Genomic DNA, 25494 nt, shown 5'->3' on the forward strand with positions numbered 1-25494 from the left:
GACGAGATCTGTGGAGAAGCAGCTCGTCCCCAGGGGGAACGGCAGGCTCGACGCGGCGCGACGCCGTCGGCCGCCCTGGGACGACCTCGTCGGCGTCGGGCTACAGCACGTCCGCGCCGGGCCCCGACGCCGCCCCGCCGAGCTGCTGGACGAGCGCCACCCACGGCCCCGCGGCGGCGTCGCGGTCGCTGACGAGCGAGACGGGCAGCGGCCACCGCACCCCGAGGTCGGGGTCGAGGTGGTGCACCGCGACGTCCTCGGACGGGTCGTGCTCCGCGTCGATGCGGTAGCAGACGTCCGCGGTGTCGGTGAGCGTCTGGTGTCCGTGCAGGCAGCCGCGCGGCACGTACAGGACGTGGAAGTCGACGTCGTCGAGCCGGAACGCCTCCCAGTGCCCGAACGTCGGGGAGCCCGGGCGGGCGTCGACGACGACGTCGTGCACGGCACCGTGCGCCACCCGCACCAGCTTGGCCTCGCCGCCGCCCACCCGACCGTGCAGCCCCCGCACGACGCCGCGCCGCGAGCGGGACTGGCTGTCCTGCACGAACGCCGCCGGGTCGAGGCCCGCGTGCGCCGCGGTGGCGGTGTCGAACGTGCGCGTGAACAGCCCGCGCTCGTCCCGGTGCGGGGTGGGGGCGAGGATCAGCACGCCGTCGAGGGTCGTGGGCAGCACCTGCATGCTCCACACGGTACGGAGAGGGTCCGGGGAGCGGTCGGGTGAAGTCGGTGCGGGCGCCGGATGAAAAGCCCTGCGGGCCCTTCATCCGTGCCGTGCCGCGCCGCAGACTGGCGGCGGGACCGGCCCCCTGCCGGCCCCACCAGACTTCACGACCCACCTCCCGACCGCACCCGGGGGCACCATGACGCAGCTGACGCAGCACGCGACGCATCCCGACCCGTCGCAGCCCGCGGACCCCGCCCGGTCCTTCGACCGGTCGACGGCCGCGCAGGCCCGGCTGCACCGTCTCGTGCCCGGGGGCGCGCACACGTACGCGCGCGGCGCGGACCAGTACCCGGAGCGCATGGCCCCCGTGCTGGCGCGGGGCGCGGGCGCCCACGTGTGGGACGTGGACGGCAACGAGTACGTCGAGTACGGGATGGGCCTGCGCAGCGTCACGCTCGGCCACGGCTTCCGGCCCGTGGTGGACGCCGTGACATCGGCGATCGCGGACGGCGTGAGCTTCTCCCGGCCCAGCCGGTGGGAGCTGGAGGCGGCCGAGGCGTTCTGCGCGCAGGTGCCGGGCGCCGACATGGTGAAGTTCGCGAAGAACGGCTCCGACGTCACCACCGCGGCGGTGCGGCTGGCCCGCGCCGCGACAGGCCGCGACCTGGTCGCCGTCTGCGCCGACCACCCGTTCTTCTCCACCGACGACTGGTTCATCGGCACCACGCCGATGGACGCCGGGATCCCGCGGGCGATCGGCGACCTCACGGTCCGGTTCCCGTACGGCGACCTGGCCGCCGTCCAGGAGCTGCTCGCCCGGCACGAGGGCCGTGTCGCCGCCCTCGTGCTCGAGGCCGCGACCGCGCACGCGAGCCCCCCGCCCGGCTACCTCGAGGGGCTGCGCGCCCTGTGCGACAGCACGGGGACGGTGCTCGTGTTCGACGAGATCATCACCGGGATGCGGTGGTCCGCCGGAGGCGCCCAGACCGTGTACGGCGTCGTGCCGGACCTGTCGACGTGGGGCAAGGCGCTGGGCAACGGGTTCGCCGTCTCGGCGCTCGCGGGCCGGCGCGAGCTCATGGAGCTCGGCGGCCTGGCGACGGACGCACGGCGGGTCTTCCTGCTCTCGACGACGCACGGCGCGGAGACGGCCGGGCTCGCGGCGTGGCTGGCGGTGCACCGCGAGTACGCCGCGCGCGACGTGCCCGGCGCGATGGCCGCCCAGGGTGAGCGGCTGCGTGCCGGGGTGCAGCAGGTGGTCGACTCCGCCGGTCTGACGGGCTCGGTGACGGTGTCCGGGCACCCGGCGTGCCTGGTCTTCGGCACCCGCGACCACGACGGCGCGCCCTCGCAGGCGTACCGCACCCTGTTCCTCGCCGAGCTGCTGCGCCGCGGCGTGCTGGCGCAGTCGTTCGTGATCTCCGCCGCGCACACCGACGCGGACGTCGACCGGACGGTCGAGGCCGTCGCCGGGGCGCTGCCCGTCTACGCCGCCGCTCTGGACGCGGGCGGCACCGACGGCTTCCTCGTCGGCCGGCCCGTCGCCCCCGCGCTGCGGGAGCGGGCCGCGCCGCGCCGTGTCCGTCACACGCCCGACGACGGGCAGGCCCTGGGAGGGACGTCATGAAGGTCGTGCTGTTCTGCGGCGGGCTGGGGATGCGGATGCGGTCCGGTCCCGACTCGCTGCCCAAGCCGATGATGCCGATCGGGTCGCGGCCCGTCCTGTGGCACATCATGAAGTACTACGCGCACTACGGGCACACGGAGTTCGTGCTCGCGCTGGGGCACGGCGCGAACGCCGTGAAGGACTACTTCCTCCACTACTCCGAGACGCACTCCAACGACTTCGTCCTCACCAAGGGCGGCGAGCACGTCGAGCTGCTCAGCAGCGACATCAGCGAGTGGCGCATCACGTTCGTCGACACGGGGATCGACACGGCGATCGGCGAGCGGCTGCGGCGCGTGCGCCGGTTCCTCGACGACGACGAGGTGTTCCTCGCCAACTACGGCGACGTGCTCACGGACGCGCCGATGGACCGGATCGTCGACGACTTCCTCGCCACGGACGCCGTCGGGTCGCTCATGGCGGTGGCCCCGCAGGACTCGTTCCACGTGGTGCGCTACGACCCCGACGGGACGATGCGCGACCTGGAGCCCGTGGCCGACATGAGCATGTGCATCAACGGCGGGTACTTCGTGCTGCGGCAGGGCATCTTCGACTACCTGGGCGAGGGCGAGGACCTCGTCATGGACGCCTGCGTGCGCGCCGCTCGCGCCGGCCGGTTCCGCGTGCACCCGCACACCGGGTTCTGGGCGCCGATGGACACGCTCAAGGAGCGGTCCGCGCTGGAGGAGATGAACCGCGTGGGCGACCGGCCGTGGGCGGTGTGGGACAGCGGCGCGCGCCCCGCGCCGCGGCGCGTGCCCGAGGTCGAGGTCGGCGAGGTCGTGGGTCCGGCTCGTGCCGGCGCGTGAGGTCCCGGTGCACGAGGTCACGGTGGGCGAGGTAAAGGTGCACGTCGGGCTGCTGGGCGAGTTCGGGGTCCACAACTTCGGGAACGAGGCCTCGCTCGCCGCGATGCTGGGCGTGCTGCGGGCCGACGACCGGGTGGTCCCGGTGGTGGTGGCCGACCGGTGCGAGGCGGTGACGGCGGAGCACGGCGTGGCGGCCGTGCCCCTGCACCATCCCGGTGCCCGCCGCGGGGGAGCGGGCGGCCTGCTCGGCAAGCTGGCCGACGCGCGGCGCGCGTGGCGCACGGTCGGCGACCTGGACGCCGTGGTCGTGCCCGGCACCGGGATCTTCGAGGGGCTGGCGATCGCCCCCGGGGGGATCCCGCTCACCCTCTTCTGGTACGCGTTCGCCGCCCGCCTCCGAGGGCGGCCCTTCCTCGCCCTGTCGGTCGGGGTCGACGCCGCCTTCCACCCCGTGACGGCGCGACTGTTCCGCTGGACGCTCTCCGCCGCGACCCTCGTGACGGTGCGCGACGACGGGTCGGCGCGCGCCGCGCGCCGGCTCGGGGTGCGACGCCCCCTCGACGTGGTGCCCGATCTCGTCCTCGGGCTCCCGGCGCCCGCCGCCCCTCGCCGTGAGCGGCCGCGGGTCGTCGTGGGAGTCATCGACTACCGGGGTCTCGGGACGGCGGAGGGGGAGGCGGACCGCGCCGCCTACGTCGCGCGGATGGTGCGGGTCGTCCAGCGGGTGGCGGCGTCCGGCGCCGACGTCGTCGTGCTCGGCGGCGCGCTGCCGGACGCGCCGACCGCCCGCGAGGTCGCGGCCCGTGCGGCGTCGGCCGGCCCAGGCCGGGTCGAGGCCGTGGAGGCGGGGTCGTTGGCCGACGTGGCGCGGGAGACGGCCGGGTCACGGGTCGTCGCGGCGGCCCGGTACCACCACCTGGTGACGGCGCTGCGGTTGGGGGTCCCGGCCGTCTCGCTCGGCTACGGCGCGAAGCAGGGACGGCTGCTCGAGCAGTTCGGCCAGGGGGAGCAGGTGCACGCGGTCGACGGCTTCGACCCGGACGAGGTGGCGGACCAGGTGCTCGACCTGCTGCGGGAGCCCGCGCCGGACACGCGGCCGGTGCTCGCGGACGCGGCCCGACGGCTGGCGGCCCAGGAGGAGCGGCTCCGCGACGTCCTCGCCTCGACGGTCCCCGGGGCCGCCGCCAGCAGCACGCACGAGAGGTCGGGGGCCGCCCGATGATCGGCCTCGCGCTCCCCGACGGCCCGCTGCGGGTGGTGTGCCTCGCCGCGCACCCGGACGACGTCGAGATCGCCTGCGGCGGCACGCTGCTGGCGCTCGCGGCGCGGGGTGGTGTCGAGGCGGCGTACCTCACGCTCACCGGCGACCCGTCCCGCCAGGACGAGGCGCGCACCGCCGCCGAGGCCTTCCTCCCCGGCGCGACGAGCGTGTTCGGCGGGCTTCCGGACGGGCGCCTGCCGGACCGGTGGGGAGAGGCGCGGGCCGCCCTGCACGAGCACGCCGAGCGGGTCCCGGCACCGGACCTGGTGCTGGCGCCGCGGCCCGACGACGCGCACCAGGACCACCGGCTGGTGGGGACGATGGCTCCGACGGTCTGGCGGGACGCCGTCGTGCTGCACTACGAGATCCCCAAGTGGGACGGCGACATGGGGCGCCCGTCGACCTACGTGCCGGTCCCCGACGCGCTGGCGCGGCGCAAGGTCGAGCTGCTCGACGTCTGCTACGCCTCCCAGAAGGCTCACGACTGGTGGGACCACGAGGTGTTCCTCGGGCTCCTGCGCCTGCGCGGGATGGAGTGCCGCAGCCGCTACGCCGAGGCGTACACCGTGACCAAGAGCGTGCTGTCGCTCGGCCGGGGGACACCGTGACGCGGGGCGCGCCGGCCCCCGTGCTGTCCTTCGGGCTGCCGGTGTACAACGGCGAGCGGTTCCTGGAGGGAGCCCTCCGGTCCCTGCTCGCGCAGGACCTGGAGGACCTCGAGGTCGTCGTCTCCGACAACGGCTCGACCGACGGCACCCAGGAGATCTGCCGAGCCGTCGCCGCGGCGGACCCCCGCGTGCGGTACCTCCGCGCGGAGGCGAACCGCGGTGGGACGTGGAACTACCGGCGCGTCCTCGAACGGTCCTCGGCCCCCCTGTTCAGCTGGGCGGCCGTGGACGATCTCTGGCTCCCCACGTTCGCCTCCTCGTGCGTGCGGGCCCTCGACGAGCGCCCCGACGCCGTGCTCGCGATGACGCGGGCCCGGCTGGTCGACGGCGACGGCACGGTCACCGACGGCCTCGGGGATGCGGACCTCGGGTTGGACGCCGACGCCGCGCACGAGCGGCTGCGCCGCCTGTTCCGGTCGCAGGCGTCGCACGTCATGTACGGCGTGATCCGGCGCTCGGCGCTGGCCCGCGCGCGCCCGCTGCGCCCGATGGTGGGCGACGACATCGTGCTGCTGACCGAGCTGCTCTGCCAGGGACCGGCCGTCGTCGTGGACGACCGGGCGTTCCTGCAGCGGCGGGTGCCCGAGCAGCTCTCGCTGCAGGGCCAGGAGCAGGTGAAGTGGCACGCGCCGTCCGCGCGGGTCCGCTTCGCCTTCCCGCAGACGCGGCTCAACCTCGAGCTGTACCGGGCCGTCGCGACGACGGGCCTCCCGCTCCGGGAGAAGGCGCGGTGCTGGTCGCGGATCGTGCCGGGCTGGGTGCTGCCGAGGTGGCGGGGGATGGCCCGCGACGTCGCGACCGCTGCCGGGTTCGCGGGCTGAGCGGGCGGCGTCGTGGTGCGGGAGAGGTCGCACGGGCGGAGACGCCGGGTCGTCGCCCTCGTGGCGACGACGGCCGTCGTCGCGCTCGCGGTCGCCGGTGCCGCATGGTGGTGGGACCGGGAGCACCAGGGGCAGGCGAGCCGGATCGGTGGCACGGCCGGGCCGGTCGCCGCGGAGCTGCCCGTGACGCCGCCGCCGGCGCCCGAGACGCCGGACGGGGCACACCTCGTCACGGGCATCGGTCCGGATGGGCGGTACTTCGTCGACCAGGACGGCGCGCCGGTCCTGGTGCGCGGAGACTCGCCCTGGTCGCTGCTGGTCGACCTGTCGCCCGAGGAGGCGCTGACCTACCTGGACGATCGGCAGGGGCGCGGGGTCAACGCCCTGATCGTCTCTTTGCTGGGCGCGACGGCCAACGGCGGGCCGTCCGACGACGGCGCGACCGCGGACGGTCTGCTCCCGTTCGTGGACGGTGACGTCCTGTCCTGGGTGCCGGAGTACTGGGACCGGGCGCACGCGACCCTCGCGGCCGCGGCGGAGCGCGGCATGTCGGTGTTCCTCTACCCGGTGGACGGCTGGACGGTGGGCCGCGCGTTCTCGCCGTCCTCGCAGCAGGAGTGCCGTACCTACGGCGAGCGGGTGGGCGCCTGGGCAGCCGACCTGCCCGGCGTCGTCTGGATGACGGGCGGGGACTACTTCCCCGCAGCGGACGACCCGGCGGCCGGCAGCGACGTCGACCGGTGCTTCGACCAGGTGGTGCAGGGCATTCGCGACACGGGAGACCACCGGCCGTTCTCGATCCAGCTGGGCTACCCGCGCTCCGTCTCCACCGACGACCGATACTGGGCCTCCCGGGTGGACTTCACCTTCGTCTACTCCTACCCGCCCGCCTACGACGCCGTCCGGCGGGCCTACGACCGCGAGCCCGCCGTCCCCGCGCTCTTCGCCGAGGGCGGCTATGAGGGCGAGAACAACGACGGCGGGCCGCCGACGACCCCCGAGTCGCTGCGACGGCAGGCCGCGTGGGCCCTGACGTCGGGATCGCCGGGGGACGTCTACGGCAGCGACGACTGGGAGTTCCTCGACGGTTGGCAGGGCCGCCTCGACGCGCCGGGCCTCCGGCAGGTCGGCGTGGTGCGGGACGTGGTCGAGGCGCTGCCCTGGTGGGAGCTGCGCCCCTCCGACGACCTCGTCCGCTCCGGCGCCGGGGCGGCGCGGACCGGTGACACGACGGACGTCCTCGACGGTGACCGCGCGACGGCGGCGGTCACGGCGGACGGTCGCGCCGCAGTCGTCTACGTCCCGACGGAGCGCGAGCTCGGCCTCGACCTGGCGGTGCTCGCCTCCGCGGGGAGGGCGCGCTGGGTGGACCCGTCGTCCGGCGCGGCGACTCCTGTGGCGCTGACCGACCGCATGAGGACCCCGGGCCGCAACGCCGACGGCGGGGGCGACTGGCTGCTGGTGATCGGGCCGGGCTGACGCCGGCTCAGGCCGCGGGCATCCCCGCCGGCCTGACGGACGTCAGGCCGAGGTCGCCGAGGACGACGTCGAGGGTCCGCCGCGCCGCGCGCCAGTCGTGCGCCCGCGCGTGTCGCAGGCAGCGCTCACGGGTCGTGGCCAGCAACGCGCGGTCGTCGGCGAGCCCCTCCAGAGCGGCGGCCAGGGCGTCGGGAGACCCGGGCGGCACCAGCACCCCGGCGTCGCCGGCCGCCTCGGGGATGCCTCCGGTCCGTGCGGCGACGACAGCGGCGCCGGACGCCATCCCCTCCAGCACGGTGAGGGCGAACGGCTCGGCCCACCGGGAGGGCACCACCACGACGTCGGCGGCGCGCATCAGGGCGGCCACCTCGTCCCGGGGCCGGAACGGGAGCCAGCGCACGGCGTCGCCGAGCGGCCGGGCGGCGGCCCGCAGCTCGCGCTCGTACCGGGTGAGGGGCGCGCCGGGGGCGAAGTGCGGCGTGCCGACGACGGTGGCGACCACGTCCGGCCGGCGGAGCCGGAGCAAGGCGTCCACGAGGACGTCCGGCCCCTTGTCGGGCACGGTGCGCCCGACGAACACGACCCGCAGCGGCTCCCCGGCGACCCGGTCCGCGTCACCGGGACGGAAGAGCGCGGTGTCGACCCCGTTGTGCACCACTCGCACGCGGTCGCGCAGCCTTGGGGGCAGACGGTCCGCGGTCCGCTCGGCGACGTAGCCGCTGACGCAGACGACGGCGCCCGCGGGGTCGAGCACCCGGGCCGCCTCCCGCGGGGAGTACGTGCGCAGCAGCTCGTTGTGCGCGTAGAGCACGGCCGCGTGCCGGTCGGCGTCCACGAGCGGGACGAGCTGGGGGAGGTTGTGGCCGAGGACCACGGAGGCGGGCCACCGCGCCTGGTCCGCGAGCGCGGCGGCGAGTGGCCGCCGGGCGCCGGTCCGGGGCAGGCCCAGGCGCGCCGCCGCGGCGTCGCGATAGCGGTCGGCGCGCTGCTGCGGCACGGGGTCGTACTCGACGACGTCCGCGCTCGGGTAGCGGTCGGGGTAGGTGCCGCGCGCGACGGCGACGACCGACCGCGGGGCTCCGGGCGGGGTCGCGGCCGCGAGGCCGTGCACGACCGAGGGCAGGGCGCTCCCGGTCGACGGGGAGAAGTGGTCGCCGGGCGTGATCACGTGCAGGTGGCTCCCGGCCGGGACTCCGATGGCCATGCCGTCGAGCCTAGGTCGGGAGCGGTGTCCTCCCGGGGGTGAAACGTGCCCGCGCCCGGCTGAAAAACTGCTCCGGCCCTCGGAATGCCGGCTGTCGTCGGAAACGATGGCCGGTGTGACAGCACACGTCGTCCTCCTCCGCGCCGACCGTCCGGCGGCGGCCCGGTGCGTGCGATGAGCACGGACGAGAAGTCCGTCCCGCCGGCGCCGGTGCCGAGCGACGACACGCCCGGCGAGGCCATGACGCGCGGCGAGCTCCAGGACCGGGCGATCCGAGGCGCCCTGTGGACGCTGGTGCACGTCGCCGTGATGCTGCCGCTGGCCTTCGCCGTCAACATCGTCGTCGCGCGGGTCCTCGGGGTCGTCGACTACGGGCGCCTCGCGTACCTCTCGACCGTGCTCGCGCTCGTCCTCACGACCATCGACCTGGGCGTCGGGACCGGCCTCGTCCAGTTCGGGTCGAAGGCGCACGCCGCGGGCCGGTTCGCCGAGGTGCGGCACATGCTCCAGGCGGCGCAGGGCTACAAGATGCTCGTGGGCGTGCCCGTGGTGGGGACCGCGGTGCTGCTGCTCATCGACGCCGATCCCGTGCTCACGGTGATCGCCCTCGTCTTCGGCGTGCTGGTGCCCCTGACGTTCTCCGGGGCGGGCGACGCGCTCGCCATCGAGAACAAGACGGCGCAGAACGCGCAGGCGGCGATGGCCGTCAACCTCGTCGCGCAGGTCCTGGTGGTGGTCGCGGCCACGACGGTGGGCACCGCCGACGCCATCTGGGCGGTGCGCCTCGTCGCGGCCGGCCTGGGCGCGGTGGCCTACCTGTACTTCGTGGCTCCCATGTACCGCAGGGTCCTGCTGCGCCCGCGCCTGCGCCGGTTCCCGCCGGGCTTCTGGGCGTTCGCGCTGCCGGCCGGCGCGGCCGGCCTGGTCGAGGCGTTCGTCTCGTCGCGCAGCGAGGTGCTGGTGCTGACCTGGATGTCGGAGCCGGAGGCCGCGGGAGTGTTCGCCCTCGCGATCGGGCTCGGCGTCCATCTGTTCGCCCCGGCGCAGTCGCTGCTGGGGCCGCTCGTGCCGGCGATCTCGGGGCTGCGCGAGGTGGACCACGAGGCGGTGGCGCGCGCGCTGGGCCGCGCGCTGCGCGCGTCGTCGACCGCGACGGCGAGCGTGGTGGCGGCGGCGACCCCGGCGTTCGCGCTGCTCGTCCCGACGATCTACGGTGCCGAGTTCTCCGCCGTGCCCCCGGTGCTCGTCGTCCTGAGCGTGGCCGGCGGCCTGCTCGTGATGGCCGGACCGCTCAAGGCGTTCCTCATGGCACGGCTCAAGGGCACCTGGCTGCTGTGGGCCAACCTCGCCTGCCTGGTGGTGGACGTCGGGCTGACGGTGGCGCTGATCCGGCCGCTCGGGGTCTGGGCCGCGGTGCTCGGCAACGCGACGGCGGCGGTGCTGCTGTTCAGCGGCCTGCTGATCCTCGAGGCGCGGTCGCTGGACCTGCCGGTCCGGCGGGCGCTGGCCATGGTCCAGCCGTTCCTGCTCGGCGCCGCGATCTCGGTGCTGACGTGGTGGGGCGTCGACGCGGTCGGGGCGCCCCCGGTGCCGTCGGCGGTCGTGGCCGCCGTGCTGGGCCTCGGGCTGTTCGTGGGCGCGGTACGGCTCACCCGGTCGGGCCTCACGCCCGCCGATGCCGACGCGGTGGCCCGGTCCGTGCCGGCGCGGGTGCGCGCCGTGGCCGTGCCGCTGCTCAGGGTCGTCTCCGCGAGCCGGGCATGACGTCGAACGAGAGGGACGAAACGTTGGAAGCCAGGGCCGTCGCCTTCTACCTGCCGCAGTTCCACCCGATCCCCGAGAACGACGCGTGGTGGGGGCCGGGGTTCACGGAGTGGACCAACGTGGCACGCGCCCGGCGCCTCTACCCGGGGCACCGCCAGCCGTTGGTGCCCGCGGACCTCGGGTTCTACGACCTGCGGCTGCCCGAGGCGCGGGCGGCGCAGTCCGAGCTGGCGCACCAGTACGGCGTGGAGGCGTTCGCCTACTGGCACTACTGGTTCGGCAACGGGCGCCGGATCCTGGAGCGCCCGTTCGCGGAGGTGCTCGCCTCCGGCGCGCCCGACGTGTCGTTCTGCCTGGCGTGGGCGAACCAGACGTGGAGCGGCATCTGGCACGGCGAGGCCGACCGGATCCTCGTGCAGCAGCACTACCCGGGCGTCGAGGACTACACGGCCCACTTCGAGGCCGTGCTGCCCGCGTTCCGCGACCCCCGCTACCTGCGCGTGGGCGGCCGCCCCGTGTTCTACGTCTTCCGGCCCGAGGAGCTGCCCGACGCCGCGGACTTCGTCGACCTCTGGCAGAAGCTGGCGCGCAGGGCTGGCCTTGAGGGCCTGTACCTCGTCGCGGAGATGAGCGACCTCCTCGGCGGCGGGCCGCGGTACGACCGGGTCAAGGAGGACGGGTTCGACGCCGGGGTGTACATGCGGATGCCGGCGGGGACATCGCGGTCGGAGCTGCTGCGGATGCGCGCCTTCCGCAAGCTCGCCGGCGGGCCGGAGGTCTTCCCGTACTCCACCGACTGGGCCGGGCAGAACCGCACCGGCGACCTGGTCCAGCCGTGCGTCTACCCCAACTGGGACAACACGCCGCGCTCCGGCCGCGGGGGCGTGGTGCTGCACGGTGCGAGCCCGGAGAAGTTCGGGGAGAACGTGCGGCAGGCGGTGGCGTCGATCGCGCACCGGCCGGCCGAGGAACGACTGCTGTGGGTCAAGTCGTGGAACGAGTGGGCCGAGGGCAACCACCTGGAGCCCGACCTGCGGCACGGTCGCGGCTGGCTCGAGGCGCTGCGGGACGGCCTGCGATGACGGCCGAGGCCGCCGGTGCCGTCCGACCGCTGCGGATCGCGATCGTCTCCTACTACCTGCCCAGCACCAGCAAGCAGGGCATCGGCTACCAGGTGCACGAGCTCGCGACCGAGCTCGCACGGCGCGGCCACGACGTGACGGTCCTCAGCGACTGCCCGGCGGTCGACGGCGCCGTCTACGGGCACCGGCACGTGCGGATGACCGGCTCGCTGCGCACGTTCCGGTTCGCGCTCGCGCTGCGCCGCGTCGACCTCTCGTCCTACGACGTGCTGCACGCCTGGGGCGACGACTACTGGCTGTGGCGGCGGCGCGTGCCCCGGCACGTGCGGACCCTCGCAGGGTCGTGCTTCGAGGAGGCGCGCACCATCAAGGGCGTCAAGGAGAAGACGCGGATGGTGCTCCTCGGGCTGTCCGAGGTGCTCGCGTCCCTCGTCGCGGACCGCACCGTCGTCATCTCGCCCGAGACGCGCCGCTGGTACCCGTGGGTGCGCGACGTCGTGCCCTGCGGCACGGACGTGAGCCGGTTCCGGCCCGACGCCGCGCGGCGGGCGGACCACCCGGTGGTCCTGTTCGTCGGCTACTGGCGCGGACGCAAGCGCGGCGAGGAGCTGGCGCGCCAGTTCCAGGAGACGGTGCTGCCGAAGCACCCCGACGCGGAGCTCTGGATGGTCAGCCAGGACGTGCCCGACGACGTGGGCCCCGGGGTCCGCGCCCTGGGACGGCTGACCGACGACGAGTTGGCGCTCGCCTTCCAGCAGGCGTGGGCGTTCTGCCTGCCGAGCGACTACGAGGGCTTCGGCATCCCGTACGTCGAGGCGATGGCGTCCGGCCTGCCCGTGGTCGCGACCCCGAACCCCGGGGCGCGATACGTGACGGACGGCGGCCGCACCGCCGTCGTCGTGCCGCTGGAGGACGTCGGCACGGCGCTCGCCGAGCTCCTGGCGGACGACGCGCGGCGGGAGGAGCTCGCGGCCTCGGCGCTCGAGCGCGTCCAGGAGTTCACGCTGGAGCGCGTCGTCGACCGGTACGAGGCGCTCTACCGCGCCTGACCCGTACCCCTCGGCACGCCCGACCGCGACGGTCAGCGCACCGGCTGCGGGGCGCAGCCGGTCAGCGCGACGCTGAACGTGGTGGGCGTGTCCGGCGTCTCGATCATGGCGCCGTCCTCGTCGCCCTCGAGCTCGATCGTGTAGACGTCGCCGGGGGACAGGTACGTGGGCCGCCACGTGTCCGTGCCGCGCTCCCACTCGATCACCAGCACGTCGCCCTCGAGCACCTGGATCCGGCAGCCGTCGGCCCACGACCCCATGTAGGGGTGGATGACCTCGCCGTCGAGGTCGCGCACGGTGCGGGAGTTCGAACCCTCGCGCGCGTTCGTGGGGTACGCGGCCCACTCCGGCCAGGCGAGCGCGCCGCCCACCCACGGCGTCCAGCCGTCGTCCGCGCACGTCGCGTAGGCGTCGCAGTGCCAGAGCGCGAGCGTCGAGCTCATCACGACGGCGTCCGCGGGGACGGTGGGCGTGGGCGTGGGGGTCGGCGTGGGGGTCGGCGTGGGGGTCGGCTCGGGGTCCGGGGTCGAGCCGTCCCCGAGGGTGTGCACGTAGGTGAACGACGAGTCGTCGTTCTGCACCGACAGCACCTGGTCGGACGGCAGGCCGGTCACCGTGTGCTGCTCGCCGGCGGACAGGCGCGCGATGCTGCGGTGCGGCCCCGTGGGCGTGCCCGCGTACAGGGTCGCGGAGCCGGTGAGGACCGCGACGGTGTCGCCGTTGGCAGAGGCGGCGGGCAGGTAGACGGCCTCCGACGTCGTGTACCCGTGGCGGGTCGTGATCGCGCCGGACGTCTCTGGCCAGGCGATCGCATGGCCCGACGTCGTCTCTCCCCACGGGCACGGCTCGCCGGTGCAGCGCCACGTGACGGGCAGGGACGCTGCGTCCTGGCCGGGCGTGGGCGTCGGCGTCGGAGTCGGCGTGGGCGTCGGCGTGGGCGTCGGGGTGGGCGTCGGCTCCGGGGTGGTGGCGTCTCCGGCGGCGTGGAGGTAGCGGAACGGACCGTCGTCGTTCTGGACGGACAGCACCTCGCCCGCCGGAAGGCCGGTGACGGTGAGCTCGTCGCCCGCGGAGAGCTGGCCGATGCTCCGGTGCGGTCCGGAGGGCGTGCCCGCGTAGAGCCGGGCCGACCCGGAGACGACCGTGATGGTGTCGCCGTTCGCCGCCTCGGCGGGCAGGTAGACGGGCTCGGACGTCACGTAGCCGTGCCGTGCGGTGATCGCCCCGGAGCCCGCGGGCCACGCGACGGCGTGGCCGGTCGTCGACGCACCCCAGGGGCACGGGTCACCGGTGCAGCTCCAGGTGACGGGGCGCGACGCGGCGCCGGCGCTCTCGCTCGGCCCGGGGGTCGGCTCGGTGGTGGGCGTGGGCGTGGGCGTCGGTTCGGGGTCGGGCGGGACCTCGCCCCCGGGCGTGAACGCGTAGGCGAAGGTCGCGCCGTCGTTCTGGAGGGACACCACCTCGCCGTCGGCGAGGTCGCCGACCGTGAACGCGTCGCCGGCCGACAGCGCGGCGAGGTGGCGGTGCGGGCCGTCGAGCTGGCCGGCCCACACGCCCGCCGAACCCTCGACCACGGTGATCGTGGCGTCCTCGGCCGCGTCGTCGGGCAGGTAGATGGCGCCCGACGTCGTGTAGCCGTACCGCTCCGACAGCGCGCCCGAGCCGTCGGGCCACACGGCGGCGTTCCCGGTGGTCGTCTCCCCCCAGGGGCACGGCTCGCCGGTACAGGTCCAGGTCACCGCCCGGGACTCCGTGCGCGCGGGCGCTTCTCCGTCCTCGGCCGCGGCCGGGGAGATCGAGCCGGCGGCGAGGACGAGGGCGGGGGCCAGGAGCCGTGCCGCGCGGCGGCGTCGCGTGGTCATACGGTGACGCTATGCCGCGTCCCGCGCCCGCAGGGCGGCGACCTGGGTGAACTTGCCGTCGACCCGGGGTGAAAGCGCTCCGGGGAACGCGGCGGAGGCCGCCGAGGCGGCAGCCCCGACGAGCAGGAGCGACCCCAGGACGTCGACGGGGCGGTGGGCGAACGCGACCACGTTGACCACGCAGGCGACCAGCACCGCGGCGACCGCCACCTCGCGCACGACGACGTGCCCGGCCCTGGTACGGCCGGGCCAGAGGACGACGAGCGCGATGGCGAGCGCCGCCGTCGCCGCGACGTGCGTGCTCGGGAACGTGTTGTACGGGTAGCCGAGCGCGACCTCGTGCACGGGGCGCGGCAGGACGGCGCCACGCAGCACGAGGGCGAGGACCGCCGCGGCGGCGAGCACCAGGCAGGCCGCCAGGGCCCGCCATCGCCGGTCGCGGACCGGGCGGACGGCGAGCGCCGCGACGACGACGCCGAGCCCCAGCACCAGGACCTCACGGGCGACGGCTGCGACGGGGTGCAGGATCGCGCCCGCGCCGGTCAGGACACTGAACGCCACCGCGTCGACCCACTGTCCCCACGGCGTGACGACCCCGGCGCCGTACAGCAGCACGAAGCCTGCGGCCAGCGCTGCGGCCCGCGTGGCGTGGTCGCGGCGTCCCCGCTCCCGGCGTGACATGCCATCGATGGTTCTCGCTCGCGTGCGGCCCGGTCGAGGGCGCGGGCGGATGAAGTTCGAGCGGGCGGGCAGGTGCGCCGGGCGCACTTTCACCCCGGTACGGGCCCTGTTCACCCGGTGCGGACGGTCTCCGCGCCCCTCTTGCTGATTAGCGTGGTGGCGTCCCAGAAGGGGAGTGCCGCCGGGGGACGGCGCTGATTCGGCGCACAGAAACGGTGAGCAAAATGCCTCGAGCACTGATTACCGGGATCACCGGCCAGGACGGTCTCTACCTCTCCGAGCTCTTGCTCTCGAAAGGTTATGAGGTCTGGGGTCTGATCCGCGGGCAGAACAACCCGAAGCTCGACCTCGTGCGGCACACCGTGCCGGACGTGCGCCTCGTGACCGGCGACCTGACCGACCTGTCGTCCCTGCTGCGGGCGCTGGGCGCGGCGCGGCCCGACGAGGTCTACAACCTCGGCGCGATCTCCTACGTCGCCTACTCCTGGGAGAACGCGACGCTCACCAGCGAGGTGACCGGCAAGGGCGTGCTCAACATGCTCGAGGCGGTCCGGCTGCACGCGGGCGACGACCCGGGCGCCGTGCGTTTCTACCAGGCGTCCAGCTCGGAGATGTTCGGCAAGGTGCAGGAGGTGCCGCAGCGCGAGTCGACCCTCCTGTGGCCCCGGTCGCCGTACGGCGTCGCGAAGGTGTTCGGGCACTACATGACGATCAACTACCGCGAGTCGTACGGGCTGCACGCCTCCAGCGGCATCCTGTTCAACCACGAGTCGCCGCGCCGGGGGCCGGAGTTCGTCACCCGCAAGGTGTCGCAGGCGGTGGCGCGGATCAAGCTCGGCCTGCAGGACTCGCTCACCCTGGGCAACCTGGACGCCCGCCGCGACTGGGGCTTCGCCGGCGACTACGTCGACGCGATGTGGCGGATGCTCCAGCAGCCGCAGGCCGACGACTACGTGGTCGCGACCGGCCGCACCCACTCCATCCGTGACCTGCTCGACGCGGCCTTCGGGTGCGTGGGCGTCGAGGACTGGAGCGGCTACGTCGCGCAGGACCCGCGCTTCATGCGGCCCGCGGAGGTCGACCTCCTCATCGGGGACCCGTCGAAGGCCCGCGACGTGCTGGGCTGGGAGCCGCGCGTCGACTTCGAGCGGCTGGTCGCGATGATGGTCGAGAACGACCTCGACGAGCAGGCGGAGCTGGCCGGGATGCGCCCGTGACGGTCGCCCTCGTCACCGGCGTCGCGGGCCAGGACGGGTCGTACCTCGCCGAGCGGCTCGCCGCCGAGGGGGCCGAGGTGCACGGTCTGGTGCGCGCCGGCGAACGCCCGGTCGGGCTGCCCGGCGGGGTGCGCCTCCATGGGGGCGACCTGCGCGACGCCGAGGGCCTCGCGGAGCTCGTGCGTCGCACGGGGCCGGACGAGATCTACAACCTGGGCGGGATCAGCTCGGTCGCGTACTCGTGGCGGCACCCTGTCGAGACGGGTGCCGTCTCCGGGCTCGGCGCGGTGGCCCTCTACGAGGCGGCATGGCGCCTGCAGGAGGACTCGGGGCGTGCGGTCCGGGTGCTCCAGGCGTCGAGCGCGGAGATCTTCGGCGTGCCCGACCGTGCGCCGCAGGACGAGGGCACGACGGTACGGCCGTCGTCGCCCTACGGCGCCGCCAAGGCGTACGCCCACCAGATGGCCGCGGTGTTCCGGGTGCGCGGGCTCGGCGTCTCCACGTGCGTGCTCTACAACCACGAGTCGCCGCGCCGCCCGGAGACGTTCGTGACCCGCAAGATCACCGCCGCCGCGGCCCGGATCGCGCACCGCGGCTCCGGCACCCTGGCGCTCGGCAACCTCGACGCGCGCCGCGACTGGGGCTGGGCGCCCGACTACGTCGACGCGATGGTGCGGTCGGTCCGGCACCCGGTCGCGGACGACTTCGTCGTGGCGTCCGGGACGACTCGTTCGGTGGCCGACTTCGTGGCCGCCGCGTTCGCCGCGGCCGGCGTCCACGACTGGGAGCCGCACGTCACGGTCGACCCGCGGTTCGTGCGCCCTGCCGACCCGACGGAGCAGGTGGGGGACGCACGCAGGGCCCGGACGGTGCTGGGATGGGGCGGCACGCTCGCGTTCGAGGAGATCGTCGACCGCATGGTGCGGCACGACCTCGCCCTGCTCACGGCCTGACCGCGCTCACTCCTCGACGAGCAGGCCGCGGTCGCGGAGCGCGTCCACGAAGGCCTCGGCGTCGCGCCGCGCGACGTCGGCGGGGATGTCGTACTCGACGGCGAGCGCGTCCGCGAGGTCGCCGGTGGTGCGGTCCTCCTGCAGCAGCTTCGCCGTGAAGGCGCCGGAGCCGTTGGTCGTGAGGTACGTGGACGACGCGAGGTCGAGGATGACCAGCTCGCCGTCGATCTCCTGCCAGGTGACGCCGTCCTCGCGCAGCCTCATCGCCGTGCCTCTCGTCGCGGTTCTCGGGTCGTGCCGCCCCGAGAATAGGCCGATCCGGGGCACCGGGTGGGGGCGGGACGGAGGTTTCACCCGGCGTCGGGTGAAAGGCGTCCGGGAGCGGGGTGACTTCGGCCCGAAGCCCTTGACCGGTCGTTGCACGCGGCGCGACGTTGGGCGCGTCCTGCACGAACGAGGAGAGGGGAGTGCTCCGATGTACGAAGCACCGCGCATCACCGAGGTGGGCTCGGTCAAGGACGTCACGCTCGAGCAGCAGTTCGCCTTCGACTACGACGGCGACCTGTTCCACAAGGGCAAGGCGTCCTGAACCCACTCAGGGACAGGGTGCCGGCCGTTCCGACGTCGGAACGGCCGGCACCTCCGGTGCCCTCCGAGATCTCCCCCCAGCGTCCCCCGAGCAGCCTGGACCGACGATGACGTCCTTCTACCGCCCGACGGCCTTCGAGGTCGCCGCGTGCTGGCTGCCAGGGCTGGTGCCCGACCCTGTGCCGACGACGCCCCGAGAGGTCGGCAGGCCGCTGGAGGCGATCAAGACGTCCGTGCGCCGCGCCACCGGCGGGCGCCCCGTGGCCGTCACCTTCTCGGGCGGGCGGGACTCGTCCGCCGTGCTCGCCGCCGCGACCGCCGTCGCCCGCGAGGACGGGCACCCCGACCCGGTGCCCGTCACGTTCCGCTACCCCGGGGTCGCGGAGGCCGACGAGTCCGCGTGGCAGGAGTCGGTCGTGCGGCACCTCGGGCTCTCCACGTGGCGGCGGATCGACATCGGAGGCGAGAACGACCTGCTGGGCGACGCGGCGCGGGAGAGCCTGGTGCGCCGAGGGCTGCTCTTCCCCGCCACCATGCACGTGAAGGACGCGATGCTGCGCGAGCTGCGAGGGCATGTGGTGCTGACGGGGGAGGGCGGCGACGAGGTGTTCGGCGACCGCCGCTCCCGGGCCCTGCTGAGGGTCGCGCGCGGCCGGGGGAGGGCGGGGACGCCCCGCCGGGTCGCCCTGGACTCGCTGCTGCCCGCGCGGCGATGGCGCGAGCGCACCGCCGCGGCGCGCAGCACGGCGGCGCTCACCTGGCTGGGGCGCGAGACGACAGCTCGGCTCGCCGACGAGATCGCGCGCGACGCCGCGGCCGAGCCGCTGTCGTACGCACGCGGCCTGCGCTGGCTGCGCCGGAGGCGCGCGAGCCGGGTCTTCCTGGACACGTTCGGCCAGGTGGCCGCCGAGCACGACGTCGTGCTCGCCCACCCGCTGCTGGACGACGGCTTCCTCGGGGCGCTCGGCGCGGCTCACCCCTGGGGCTTCCCCGACCGCACCGCGGGCATGCGCGCCGTCTTCGGCACGCTGCTGCCGGACGCCGTGTGCGCCCGGTCCGACAAGGCCTCGTTCAACCGCGCGTACCTGGGCAGCGCGACGCGCGACTTCGCCCGCCGGTGGGGCGGGGACGGCGTCGACGCCGCGCTGGTCGACGTCGACGGGCTCCGCGCCGCGTGGCTGTCCGGCTTCCCGCCCGGTCCGACGAGCCTGCTGCTGCAGCAGGCGTGGCTGGCGTCCGTCGGGGCGGAGCCGGTCCGGTGACCCCGTCCGGGGTGTGGCGCCGGGTGAGCGCCGTCCCGCTGGCGCTCCGGCTCCTGGGCGCCCTGCTGCTGCTCGAGCGCCGGCTGCGCCGGTGGGACGTGGCGCGCGTCGCCCGGCGGTACGACCTCGCCCTGCTGGCGTCCGCCGAGCCTGCGTCCGGCGACCTCGATCCCGGCGTGCTGGACGACGCGGAACGACGGCGGCTCCGCGTCCTGCGGCGGGTGCTGCGGCTGCCCGGCGTGAACGGCACCTGCCTGCGCTCGGCGATCCTCGCCGGCCGGCTGCTGCGTCACCGTCGTCCCGCGCTCGTGCTGGGCGTCGCCAAGGCGGGCGGCGTCGTGCGGGCGCACGCCTGGCTGCGCATCGACGACAAGGACCTCGACCTGGACCGCGGCACGGGCTTCCGGCCGCTCGCGGTCCCCACCCAGGGAGCGTGACATGGACCGCCAGCTGCTGTACGGCCTGATCGTGGAGGCGCCCTTCGACCTGCACCAGGACCGGGCGGAGGAGGGCGCGGCCCGGGCCGACGTCGTGGTCGCCGCCGGCCCGGGCACCGACCAGCGCACCATCCCCGTCGGGCGGCCGGTCCTGCACCACGAGCTGGCCGGGGACCCCTGGTACACCGCCTGGGACCTGGGCGCCGACGGCTATCTGCTCCGGTTCCACGACGCGTGCGACTTCGAGGTGTCGGCCGACCTGCGCCACGTCGTGCTGCGGGAGGCGGACGGCGTCGACCCCGGGCTGAGCCGGGTGCTCACCACCGGCGGGATGCTCGCGTTCCAGCTGTACCTGCGCGGCGAGGCGGTGCTGCACGCGAGCGCGGTGGAGGACGACGACGGCGTGGTCGCGTTCGTCGGCTACTCGGGCATGGGCAAGTCGACGATGGCGACGCTGCTGTGCGCGGAGGGGGCCGCCCTCGTCACCGACGACGTGCTGCGCCTGGACCGCGGTGACGACGGCTTCGCGGCGCGCCTGGGGGCCACGGAGGTGCGGCTGCGCAAGGGAGCCGACACGCTGGCCGAGCGGTTCGCCGCCCGGGCGCCCGGGCGCCGCGTGAGCGCCGACGCCCGGCACGTGCTGCAGCTCGGCGCGGGAGCGCGCGACCGTCGCCCGCTGCGCGCGGTCGTCGTGCCGCAGCCCGACCGGGACGGAGGGGAGCTCGTCGTGCGCCGACGGACCGGCACCGCGGCGCTCTTCGAGCTGTTGCACTACCCGCGGCTGCACGGCTGGCTGGACGAGCGCGTGCAGAGCGCCCACCTGCGCCACCTCGCCGACGTCGCCCGCACCGTCCCCGTGCTGGTGGCGGACGTCCCGTGGGGGCCACCGTTCGCGCCGGGGCTGGGCGCTCAGGTCCTCCGGTCGGTGGGCGAGGCCTCGGCGCGCCCGTTGGTCGGGGCCGACGCGGCGTCCAGGTAGGACCGGGCCTGGACCGTGAACATCTCCGCGTAGGCGCCGTCGAGGGCCATCAGCTCGTCGTGCGAGCCCTGCTCGACCACCACGCCGTCGTCGAGCACGACGATGCGGTCCGCCGAGCGCACGGTGGAGAAGCGGTGCGACACGAAGAGCGCGGTCCGCCCGTCGAGCGTGGCCCGCAGCGACGAGAACAGGTCGTGCTCCGCGAGCGGGTCCATCGCGGCGGTCGGCTCGTCGAGGATGACGAGCGCCGCGTCCCGGTAGAAGGCCCGGGCGATCGCGACCCGCTGCCACTGGCCGCCGGAGAGCTCCGTGCCGCCCGGGAACATGCGCGACAGCCGCGACTCGTAGCCGTCGGGCAGGCCGGCGAGCGCGGCGTCCACGCCGGCGACCCGGGCCGCGCGCCGTACCCGCTCGTGGTCGACCGGGACGTCCGGCCGGCCGAGGGCGATGTTCCACGTCGCCGTGTACGCGTAGTGGACGAAGTCCTGGAAGATCACCGCCACCTGGGGGCGCACGGCCGCTCCGCGCATCCCGGACAGCGGCCGGTCGCCCCACAGGACCGTGCCCGACGTCGGCTCGTACAAGCCGCCGAGGAGCTTGGCGAGGGTGGTCTTGCCGGAGCCGTTGGCGCCCACGAGGGCCACGACCTCCCCGGGGCGCAGCGCGAGGTCCACGTCGCGCAGCGCCGGTCGCCGCGAGCCCGGGTAGGTGAAGGAGACACCACGGGCGAAGACGCCCGGGAAGGCGGCCGGCGGCTCCTCGCTCCCGGTGGCCGCGCGCGCCGCGGCCCGCCCGTCGGTGAGGAACGCGTGCACGTCGTCGAGGAACAGCCCCGACTCGAAGATCTGCTGGACGCCGCCGAAGATGCCCTGGATCTGCCCCTGGAGCATGCGGACCGCGACCACGGCGGCCCCCGCCTCGGAGAACGTCACCTCGCCGCGCGTGATGAGCCAGGCCAGCACCAGCAGCACCCCCGCGAGCACCACGGCCGCGGCGAGGTTGCCCGCGCCGTTCGTCAGCGCCCGCCGCCGCACGTGGCGGGCGAGGTCGGCCAGGTACGTGCCGTACAGCTCGCGGTAGCGCGCCTGCAGCCACGGGGCCGACTGGAAGGCGCGGATCTCCTTGGCCTCGTCGCGGCTGCTCTGCACGTAGTTGGTGTAGATGCGCTCGCGCTCGTTGGTCGTCTGCGCCACCTTGAACGCGAACTCCAGCCGGCCCTCGCGCCGGCCCGTGAACAGCAGGGGCAGGCCGCCGAGCGCGAGCAGCGGGAGCAGCACGGGGTGCAGCGCGACCAGCGCGGCGCCCACGCCGACCGTGGCGATCGACGACCCGAGGAGGTCGAACATCCCCTGCGTGACCTGGAAGGGCCTCGAGAGCGCGTTGACGCGGACCCGCTGCAGACGGTCGTAGAAGGCGGGCGACTCGAAGTGCTCGAGCGGGACGCTCGTCGCGACCTCCTGCACGTCCTCGGCCATCAGCCGCGCCACGTGCTCGCCGAGCACCCGGCGGGCCGAGGCCTGGAGCCCGCCGGCGACCGAGGCGAGGCCGGTCAGGGCGGCCAGGGCGAGGACCGGTCCGGTGACCGCCGCGACGCCGCTCGTGCCGTCGGCGAGCGCGAGCAGCACGTCGAGCAGCGCGGAGACGACGAGCACCTGGCCTGCCAGCGCCCCCGCGACGAGGACCTGGAGGACCAGCATCGCGACGAACAGGGGCCGGCTCGCGCGCCAGGACACCTGCAAGGAGCCGCCGAGCAGGCGCAGCAGGCGGCGTCCCCTGCGCTCGTCGCTCTCCGGCGTCCCGCCCACCGCGCTGTCTGCCACCGACCGCTCCGTCCTCCGCCGGGGCCCGGCCCGGCCTCACACACGCTAGCCGTGCCGGGGCGGCAGGAGGACGGTCCGGGCGAGAATTCGCCCGCTGCCGACGCCCCACCGTCGCCGAGCGCTCCCTATCCTGCCGGGATGGGGGCACGACCGACGGTGCGCCGCCCGCTGGCGCAGATCCTGCTCGACTCCGTCGTGCCCTCCGACCGTCCGCCGCCGGGCCCGACGCCCGTCCCCCTCGACGGCATACGGCTCGAGCTCCTGGCCGACGCCGCCCAGGACCATCGGATCCTGCCCGCGGTGGCGAAGCACGTCGCGGGCCGCCCGGACTGCCCCGAGCCGTGGCGGGCGCCGCTGCGGCGCGCTCGCGACGAACAGGTGGTGCGCCACCTGGGCGCGCTCGCCGAACTCGCCGTCCTGGGTGCGGCGCTCGACCGCGCCGGGGTGCCGTGGGTGGTGGCCAAGGGGCCGGCGGCGGCCGCGCTCTGGCCCTCGCCGGACATGCGGGAGTACTACGACCTCGACCTGTACGTGCCGCGGGCGGGTTTCCGGGCGGCGGTCGAGGCGCTGCACGCGGCAGGCTGCACGGGCGTCGACCGCAACTGGCCCCTCATGGCGCGCGAGCGGCGCGCGGAGTACGCGATGCGCGGGCCCCTCGGCGTGCACCTCGACCTGCACTGGGACTTCGCCGTGCCGCACGGGTTGCGGCGCAGCTTCCGCACCGACCCCGAGGCCATGATCGCCCGGCGCCGCACGCTGGCGCTGGGCGGCGGACGGGACGTCCCGACGTTCGACCCGGTCGACTCGGTCCTGGTGCTGGCGTTCCACGCGGCTCAGGCGGGTGCGGGGCGGCTCCTGTGGCTCGTCGACGTCGCCGGCGCCGTCGCGGCGTGCGACGGTGCGCGGCAGGAGGTCGGCCCGCGTGCCCGAGCCATGCGGATCGATGCGCCGGTGGCGCTCGTCGTCGACCGCGCCGCGCGGGTGCTCGGTGGCCTGGGCGGTGAGTCGCTCGGCGGCACGGGTCTGCGGGCACCGAGCGCGCTGCGGGGCGCCGCCGCCGCGCTCGACCGCCGCCGCGGCGTCCCCGACCTGCCCGGCGACCCGCACCGCGGCGGCCGGCTCTACACCGCGGCACGGCCGCGGGCATGGGCGACGACGACGGCTCTGGTGGGGCACGCCGTCGCGCAACGCCGGATCGAGCGTGCGCTCCGGCGGGGGCTGCCCGACGCCGGGGAGAAGGCGCTGCGCCTCGACGTCCCGGACGCGCGGGCCCGGGAGGACTACCTCCGGTTCGTCGACTCGGGGGTCGGCTGACCGTCTCGCGAGCCCGGTCGGCTCGCCAGCACCGCCCACGGCGCGACGACCCCGACCAGCAGCAGGGCTCCCACGACGTCGCTGGGCCGGTGGGCCTGGGTCGCGACGTTGGCCCAGGCAGCCAGGAGCACGGAGGTCGCGAGCACCGCCGTCGCCCACCCGTCCGGGCGGCGACCGAGCAGGAGGACCACGGCGACGCACGAGGCCGCGAGCGTCGCCGTGTGGGCGCTCGGGAAGGTGTTGTGGAGGTAGCCGTGGGCACCCAGGAAGGGCCGGGGCAGGACGACGTCCCGCAGGACGGTCGCGAGGCCGAGGACGACGAGCGGGAGCCCGCCCACGACGAGGGCGCGCCCGCCCGCTCGCCGCCGCACCGCCACGACGAGGACCGCGACGAGGACGCCCGCCGCGACGACCGGCAGGAGCGCGCGCACCAGGCGCGCGGCGCCGGCGAGGATCGGCTCGGGGGCGGTCAGGAGCGCGAGACCCGCGACGTCCGCGCGCTGACCCGGCTCGGTCAGCACCGCGACCGCGAAGAGGGCGGCGAACAGGCCGGCCGACGTGGCGGACACGGCGAGCGCGACCGGGCCGCGGTGCCGCCGGTCGGTCACCCGGCCCGCCGTCCTGGGCGCGTCACCCGATGGCCGCCATGGTCCGGTCCAGCTCCGCCTCGACGTGCCGCGCGATCTCCAGGGACGCGGTGGCGGCGGGCGACGGCGCGTTGATGACGTGCACCTGCCGGGGTGCGGTGCGCACGAGGAAGTCGTCCACCAGCCGTCCGTCGCGGTGCAGCGCCTGAGCGCGGACGCCGGCGGGGGCGGGGTGCAGGTCGTCGGCGGTGGTGCCGGGCAGCAGCCGCGCGACGGAGGCGGCGAACAGCGTGCGCGACACGGAGCGGGCCACCTCGGCCGCGCCGGGCACGAGGTTTCGCCCGGCGAGCCGCCAGAGGCCGGGCCAGGAGGCGGCGTCGACCACGTCGCGCCAGGCGACGTCGCGCCGCCGGTAGCCCTCGCGCGCGAGGGCGAGGACGGCGTTGGGCCCGGCGTGCACGTCGCCGTGCACGCCGCGGGTGAGGTGCACGCCCAGGAACGGGAACCGCGGGTCGGGCACGGGGTAGACGAGGCCGCGCACGCGGTCGGCGGCGCGCGGGGCGAGGTCGAAGTACTCGCCGCGGAACGGCACGATGCGGGCGCCGGGGTCGACGCCGCACGCCAGCGCGAGGCGGTCGGCGTGCAGGCCGCCGCACACGACGAGGGCGTCGGCGACCAGCTCGTACCCGGCGTGGGTGCCCACCTCCTCGACGTCGACCCGGACCTGCGTGCCCACCGTCCGGGCGCCGAGCAGCGCGCGGCCGAGCAGCACGACCCCGCCCGCGTCGCGCACCTGGCGCGCGAGGACGGCGCACACGGCGCGGTAGTCGACGACGCCCGTGGACTCGACCCGCAGGGCGCCGACGCACGCGATCTCGGGCTCGTGCTCGCGCGCCTCGACGGGGTCCAGCTCGCGCACGGGCACGCCGTTGGCGGCCCCGCGCTCCGCGAGGGTCCGCAGCCGGTCGCGCTCGCCGGCGTCGGTCGCCACGACGAGCTTGCCGGTGACGGCGACGGGCACGTCGTGCTCCGCGGCGAACCGCGTCATGGAGGCGGCCCCCGCGGTGCCGAGCCGGGCCTTGAGGCTGCCCGGCGCGTAGTACAGCCCGGAGTGGATGACGCCGGAGTTGCGGCCCGTCTGGTGGCAGGAGAGCTCGCGCTCCTTCTCCAGGACGGTCACGTCGTCGCCGCGGCGCGCGAGCCGCGCGGCCGTCGCGAGCCCGATGATCCCGCCCCCGACGACGACGACCCGCATGCTGCCTCCTCCGGCCGGTGGTGGCGGGCCAGGTCCCTGTCCGGCCCGCCGCTCTCAGGATGTCAGCCCCGG

24 protein-coding genes are annotated in these 25494 nt (G+C 75.4%); 16 read left to right on the plus strand and 8 right to left on the minus strand.

Going from position 1 to position 25494, the window contains the following annotated elements; all coding sequences use genetic code 11:
• Positions 1-100 precede the first annotated feature (100 nt).
• Positions 101-679 carry a dTDP-4-dehydrorhamnose 3,5-epimerase family protein gene (locus ACQP6G_RS11615; protein WP_429764475.1) on the minus strand — a complete coding sequence of 193 codons (579 nt, stop codon included), beginning with the start codon at positions 677-679 and terminating at the stop codon, positions 101-103.
• Positions 680-860: 181 nt separating this feature from the next.
• Between ACQP6G_RS11615 and ACQP6G_RS11620 the strand changes: the two genes are divergently transcribed.
• From ACQP6G_RS11620 to ACQP6G_RS11645, 6 genes are read left to right on the plus strand one after another with little or no spacing between them, the layout of a single operon-like run.
• Entirely contained in the window at positions 861-2291 is a 1431-nt protein-coding gene (locus ACQP6G_RS11620) for a glutamate-1-semialdehyde 2,1-aminomutase (RefSeq protein WP_429764476.1), read from the plus strand.
• Positions 2288-3139, plus strand: coding sequence for a sugar phosphate nucleotidyltransferase (locus ACQP6G_RS11625; RefSeq protein ID WP_429764477.1), 852 nt, complete (start codon positions 2288-2290; stop codon positions 3137-3139). The genes ACQP6G_RS11620 and ACQP6G_RS11625 overlap by 4 nt, the downstream gene beginning before the upstream one ends.
• Positions 3126-4361: a polysaccharide pyruvyl transferase family protein gene (locus ACQP6G_RS11630; protein ID WP_429764478.1), complete on the plus strand. Its 1236-nt coding sequence runs from the start codon at positions 3126-3128 to the stop codon at positions 4359-4361. Before ACQP6G_RS11625 ends, ACQP6G_RS11630 begins: the two co-directional genes overlap by 14 nt.
• Entirely contained in the window at positions 4358-5008 is a 651-nt protein-coding gene (locus tag ACQP6G_RS11635) for a PIG-L deacetylase family protein (protein WP_429764479.1), read from the plus strand. The genes ACQP6G_RS11630 and ACQP6G_RS11635 overlap by 4 nt, the downstream gene beginning before the upstream one ends.
• Complete coding sequence (locus tag ACQP6G_RS11640; protein WP_429764480.1) at positions 5005-5889, plus strand: glycosyltransferase family 2 protein; 885 nt, start codon at positions 5005-5007, stop codon at positions 5887-5889. The genes ACQP6G_RS11635 and ACQP6G_RS11640 overlap by 4 nt, the downstream gene beginning before the upstream one ends.
• Positions 5890-5949: 60 nt before the next feature.
• Positions 5950-7368 carry an apiosidase-like domain-containing protein gene (locus ACQP6G_RS11645; RefSeq protein WP_429764481.1) on the plus strand — a complete coding sequence of 473 codons (1419 nt, stop codon included), beginning with the start codon at positions 5950-5952 and terminating at the stop codon, positions 7366-7368.
• A 7-nt stretch (positions 7369-7375) separates the two neighbouring features.
• On the opposite strand, the gene ACQP6G_RS11650 is transcribed toward ACQP6G_RS11645, so the two are convergent.
• A complete protein-coding gene (locus tag ACQP6G_RS11650) occupies positions 7376-8572 on the minus strand; it encodes a glycosyltransferase family 4 protein (protein WP_429764482.1) in 1197 nt (398 codons plus the stop codon).
• 174 nt (positions 8573-8746) lie between these two features.
• Here ACQP6G_RS11650 and ACQP6G_RS11655 point away from each other — a divergent pair, with 174 nt between their 5' ends.
• From ACQP6G_RS11655 to ACQP6G_RS11665, 3 genes are read left to right on the plus strand one after another with little or no spacing between them, the layout of a single operon-like run.
• A complete protein-coding gene (locus ACQP6G_RS11655) occupies positions 8747-10336 on the plus strand; it encodes a lipopolysaccharide biosynthesis protein (protein WP_429764483.1) in 1590 nt (529 codons plus the stop codon).
• 23 nt (positions 10337-10359) lie between these two features.
• Entirely contained in the window at positions 10360-11418 is a 1059-nt protein-coding gene (locus ACQP6G_RS11660; protein WP_429764484.1) for a glycosyltransferase WbsX family protein, read from the plus strand.
• Positions 11415-12467, plus strand: a complete 1053-nt coding sequence (locus ACQP6G_RS11665) for a glycosyltransferase family 4 protein (RefSeq protein ID WP_429764485.1) — start codon at positions 11415-11417, stop codon at positions 12465-12467. The genes ACQP6G_RS11660 and ACQP6G_RS11665 overlap by 4 nt, the downstream gene beginning before the upstream one ends.
• A 32-nt stretch (positions 12468-12499) precedes the next feature.
• On the opposite strand, the gene ACQP6G_RS11670 is transcribed toward ACQP6G_RS11665, so the two are convergent.
• Both ACQP6G_RS11670 and ACQP6G_RS11675 read right to left on the minus strand, forming a co-directional pair.
• Positions 12500-14329 carry a hypothetical protein gene (locus ACQP6G_RS11670; protein WP_429764486.1) on the minus strand — a complete coding sequence of 610 codons (1830 nt, stop codon included), beginning with the start codon at positions 14327-14329 and terminating at the stop codon, positions 12500-12502.
• Positions 14330-14338: 9 nt separating this feature from the next.
• On the minus strand, positions 14339-15010 hold the full coding sequence (locus ACQP6G_RS11675) for a hypothetical protein (protein ID WP_429764487.1): 672 nt from the start codon (positions 15008-15010) through the stop codon (positions 14339-14341).
• A 224-nt stretch (positions 15011-15234) separates the two neighbouring features.
• On the opposite strand from ACQP6G_RS11675, the gene ACQP6G_RS11680 reads away from it, so the two are divergent.
• Both ACQP6G_RS11680 and ACQP6G_RS11685 read left to right on the plus strand, forming a co-directional pair.
• On the plus strand, positions 15235-16227 hold the full coding sequence (locus ACQP6G_RS11680) for a GDP-mannose 4,6-dehydratase (protein ID WP_429764488.1): 993 nt from the start codon (positions 15235-15237) through the stop codon (positions 16225-16227).
• The gene (locus tag ACQP6G_RS11685) at positions 16224-17180 is read left to right on the plus strand and encodes a GDP-mannose 4,6-dehydratase (protein WP_429764489.1); all 957 of its coding nucleotides are present in this window, start codon (positions 16224-16226) and stop codon (positions 17178-17180) included. The genes ACQP6G_RS11680 and ACQP6G_RS11685 overlap by 4 nt, the downstream gene beginning before the upstream one ends.
• A gap of 6 nt (positions 17181-17186) precedes the next feature.
• On the opposite strand, the gene ACQP6G_RS11690 is transcribed toward ACQP6G_RS11685, so the two are convergent.
• Positions 17187-17444: a PqqD family protein gene (locus ACQP6G_RS11690; protein WP_429764490.1), complete on the minus strand. Its 258-nt coding sequence runs from the start codon at positions 17442-17444 to the stop codon at positions 17187-17189.
• Positions 17445-17655: 211 nt separating this feature from the next.
• On the opposite strand from ACQP6G_RS11690, the gene ACQP6G_RS11695 reads away from it, so the two are divergent.
• From ACQP6G_RS11695 to ACQP6G_RS11710, 4 genes are all read left to right on the plus strand, one after another.
• The gene (locus ACQP6G_RS11695; protein ID WP_176168750.1) at positions 17656-17769 is read left to right on the plus strand and encodes a lasso RiPP family leader peptide-containing protein; all 114 of its coding nucleotides are present in this window, start codon (positions 17656-17658) and stop codon (positions 17767-17769) included.
• A gap of 106 nt (positions 17770-17875) precedes the next feature.
• Positions 17876-19030, plus strand: coding sequence for an asparagine synthase-related protein (locus ACQP6G_RS11700; protein ID WP_429764491.1), 1155 nt, complete (start codon positions 17876-17878; stop codon positions 19028-19030).
• Positions 19027-19467, plus strand: a complete 441-nt coding sequence (locus ACQP6G_RS11705; protein ID WP_429764492.1) for a lasso peptide biosynthesis B2 protein — start codon at positions 19027-19029, stop codon at positions 19465-19467. The genes ACQP6G_RS11700 and ACQP6G_RS11705 overlap by 4 nt, the downstream gene beginning before the upstream one ends.
• Before the next feature lies 1 nt (position 19468).
• The gene (locus ACQP6G_RS11710) at positions 19469-20446 is read left to right on the plus strand and encodes a phosphoenolpyruvate carboxykinase (ATP) (protein ID WP_429764493.1); all 978 of its coding nucleotides are present in this window, start codon (positions 19469-19471) and stop codon (positions 20444-20446) included.
• On the opposite strand, the gene ACQP6G_RS11715 is transcribed toward ACQP6G_RS11710, so the two are convergent.
• Positions 20377-22266 (minus strand): ABC transporter ATP-binding protein, encoded by a 1890-nt coding sequence (locus ACQP6G_RS11715; protein WP_429764494.1) that lies wholly within the window; start codon positions 22264-22266, stop codon positions 20377-20379. The genes ACQP6G_RS11710 and ACQP6G_RS11715 overlap by 70 nt on opposite strands.
• 138 nt (positions 22267-22404) lie before the next feature.
• Here ACQP6G_RS11715 and ACQP6G_RS11720 point away from each other — a divergent pair, with 138 nt between their 5' ends.
• Positions 22405-23580, plus strand: a complete 1176-nt coding sequence (locus ACQP6G_RS11720) for a nucleotidyltransferase domain-containing protein (protein ID WP_429764495.1) — start codon at positions 22405-22407, stop codon at positions 23578-23580.
• On the opposite strand, the gene ACQP6G_RS11725 is transcribed toward ACQP6G_RS11720, so the two are convergent.
• Complete coding sequence (locus ACQP6G_RS11725) at positions 23547-24188, minus strand: phosphatase PAP2 family protein (protein WP_429764496.1); 642 nt, start codon at positions 24186-24188, stop codon at positions 23547-23549. The genes ACQP6G_RS11720 and ACQP6G_RS11725 overlap by 34 nt on opposite strands.
• Before the next feature lie 22 nt (positions 24189-24210).
• The gene (gene lhgO / locus ACQP6G_RS11730; RefSeq protein WP_429764497.1) at positions 24211-25422 is read right to left on the minus strand and encodes an L-2-hydroxyglutarate oxidase; all 1212 of its coding nucleotides are present in this window, start codon (positions 25420-25422) and stop codon (positions 24211-24213) included.
• Between the last annotated feature and the right edge of the window lie 72 nt (positions 25423-25494).

This window comes from Isoptericola nanjingensis (assembly GCF_050311635.1).
In the GTDB taxonomy this organism is placed as follows: Bacteria; Actinomycetota; Actinomycetes; order Actinomycetales; family Cellulomonadaceae; genus Isoptericola; species Isoptericola nanjingensis.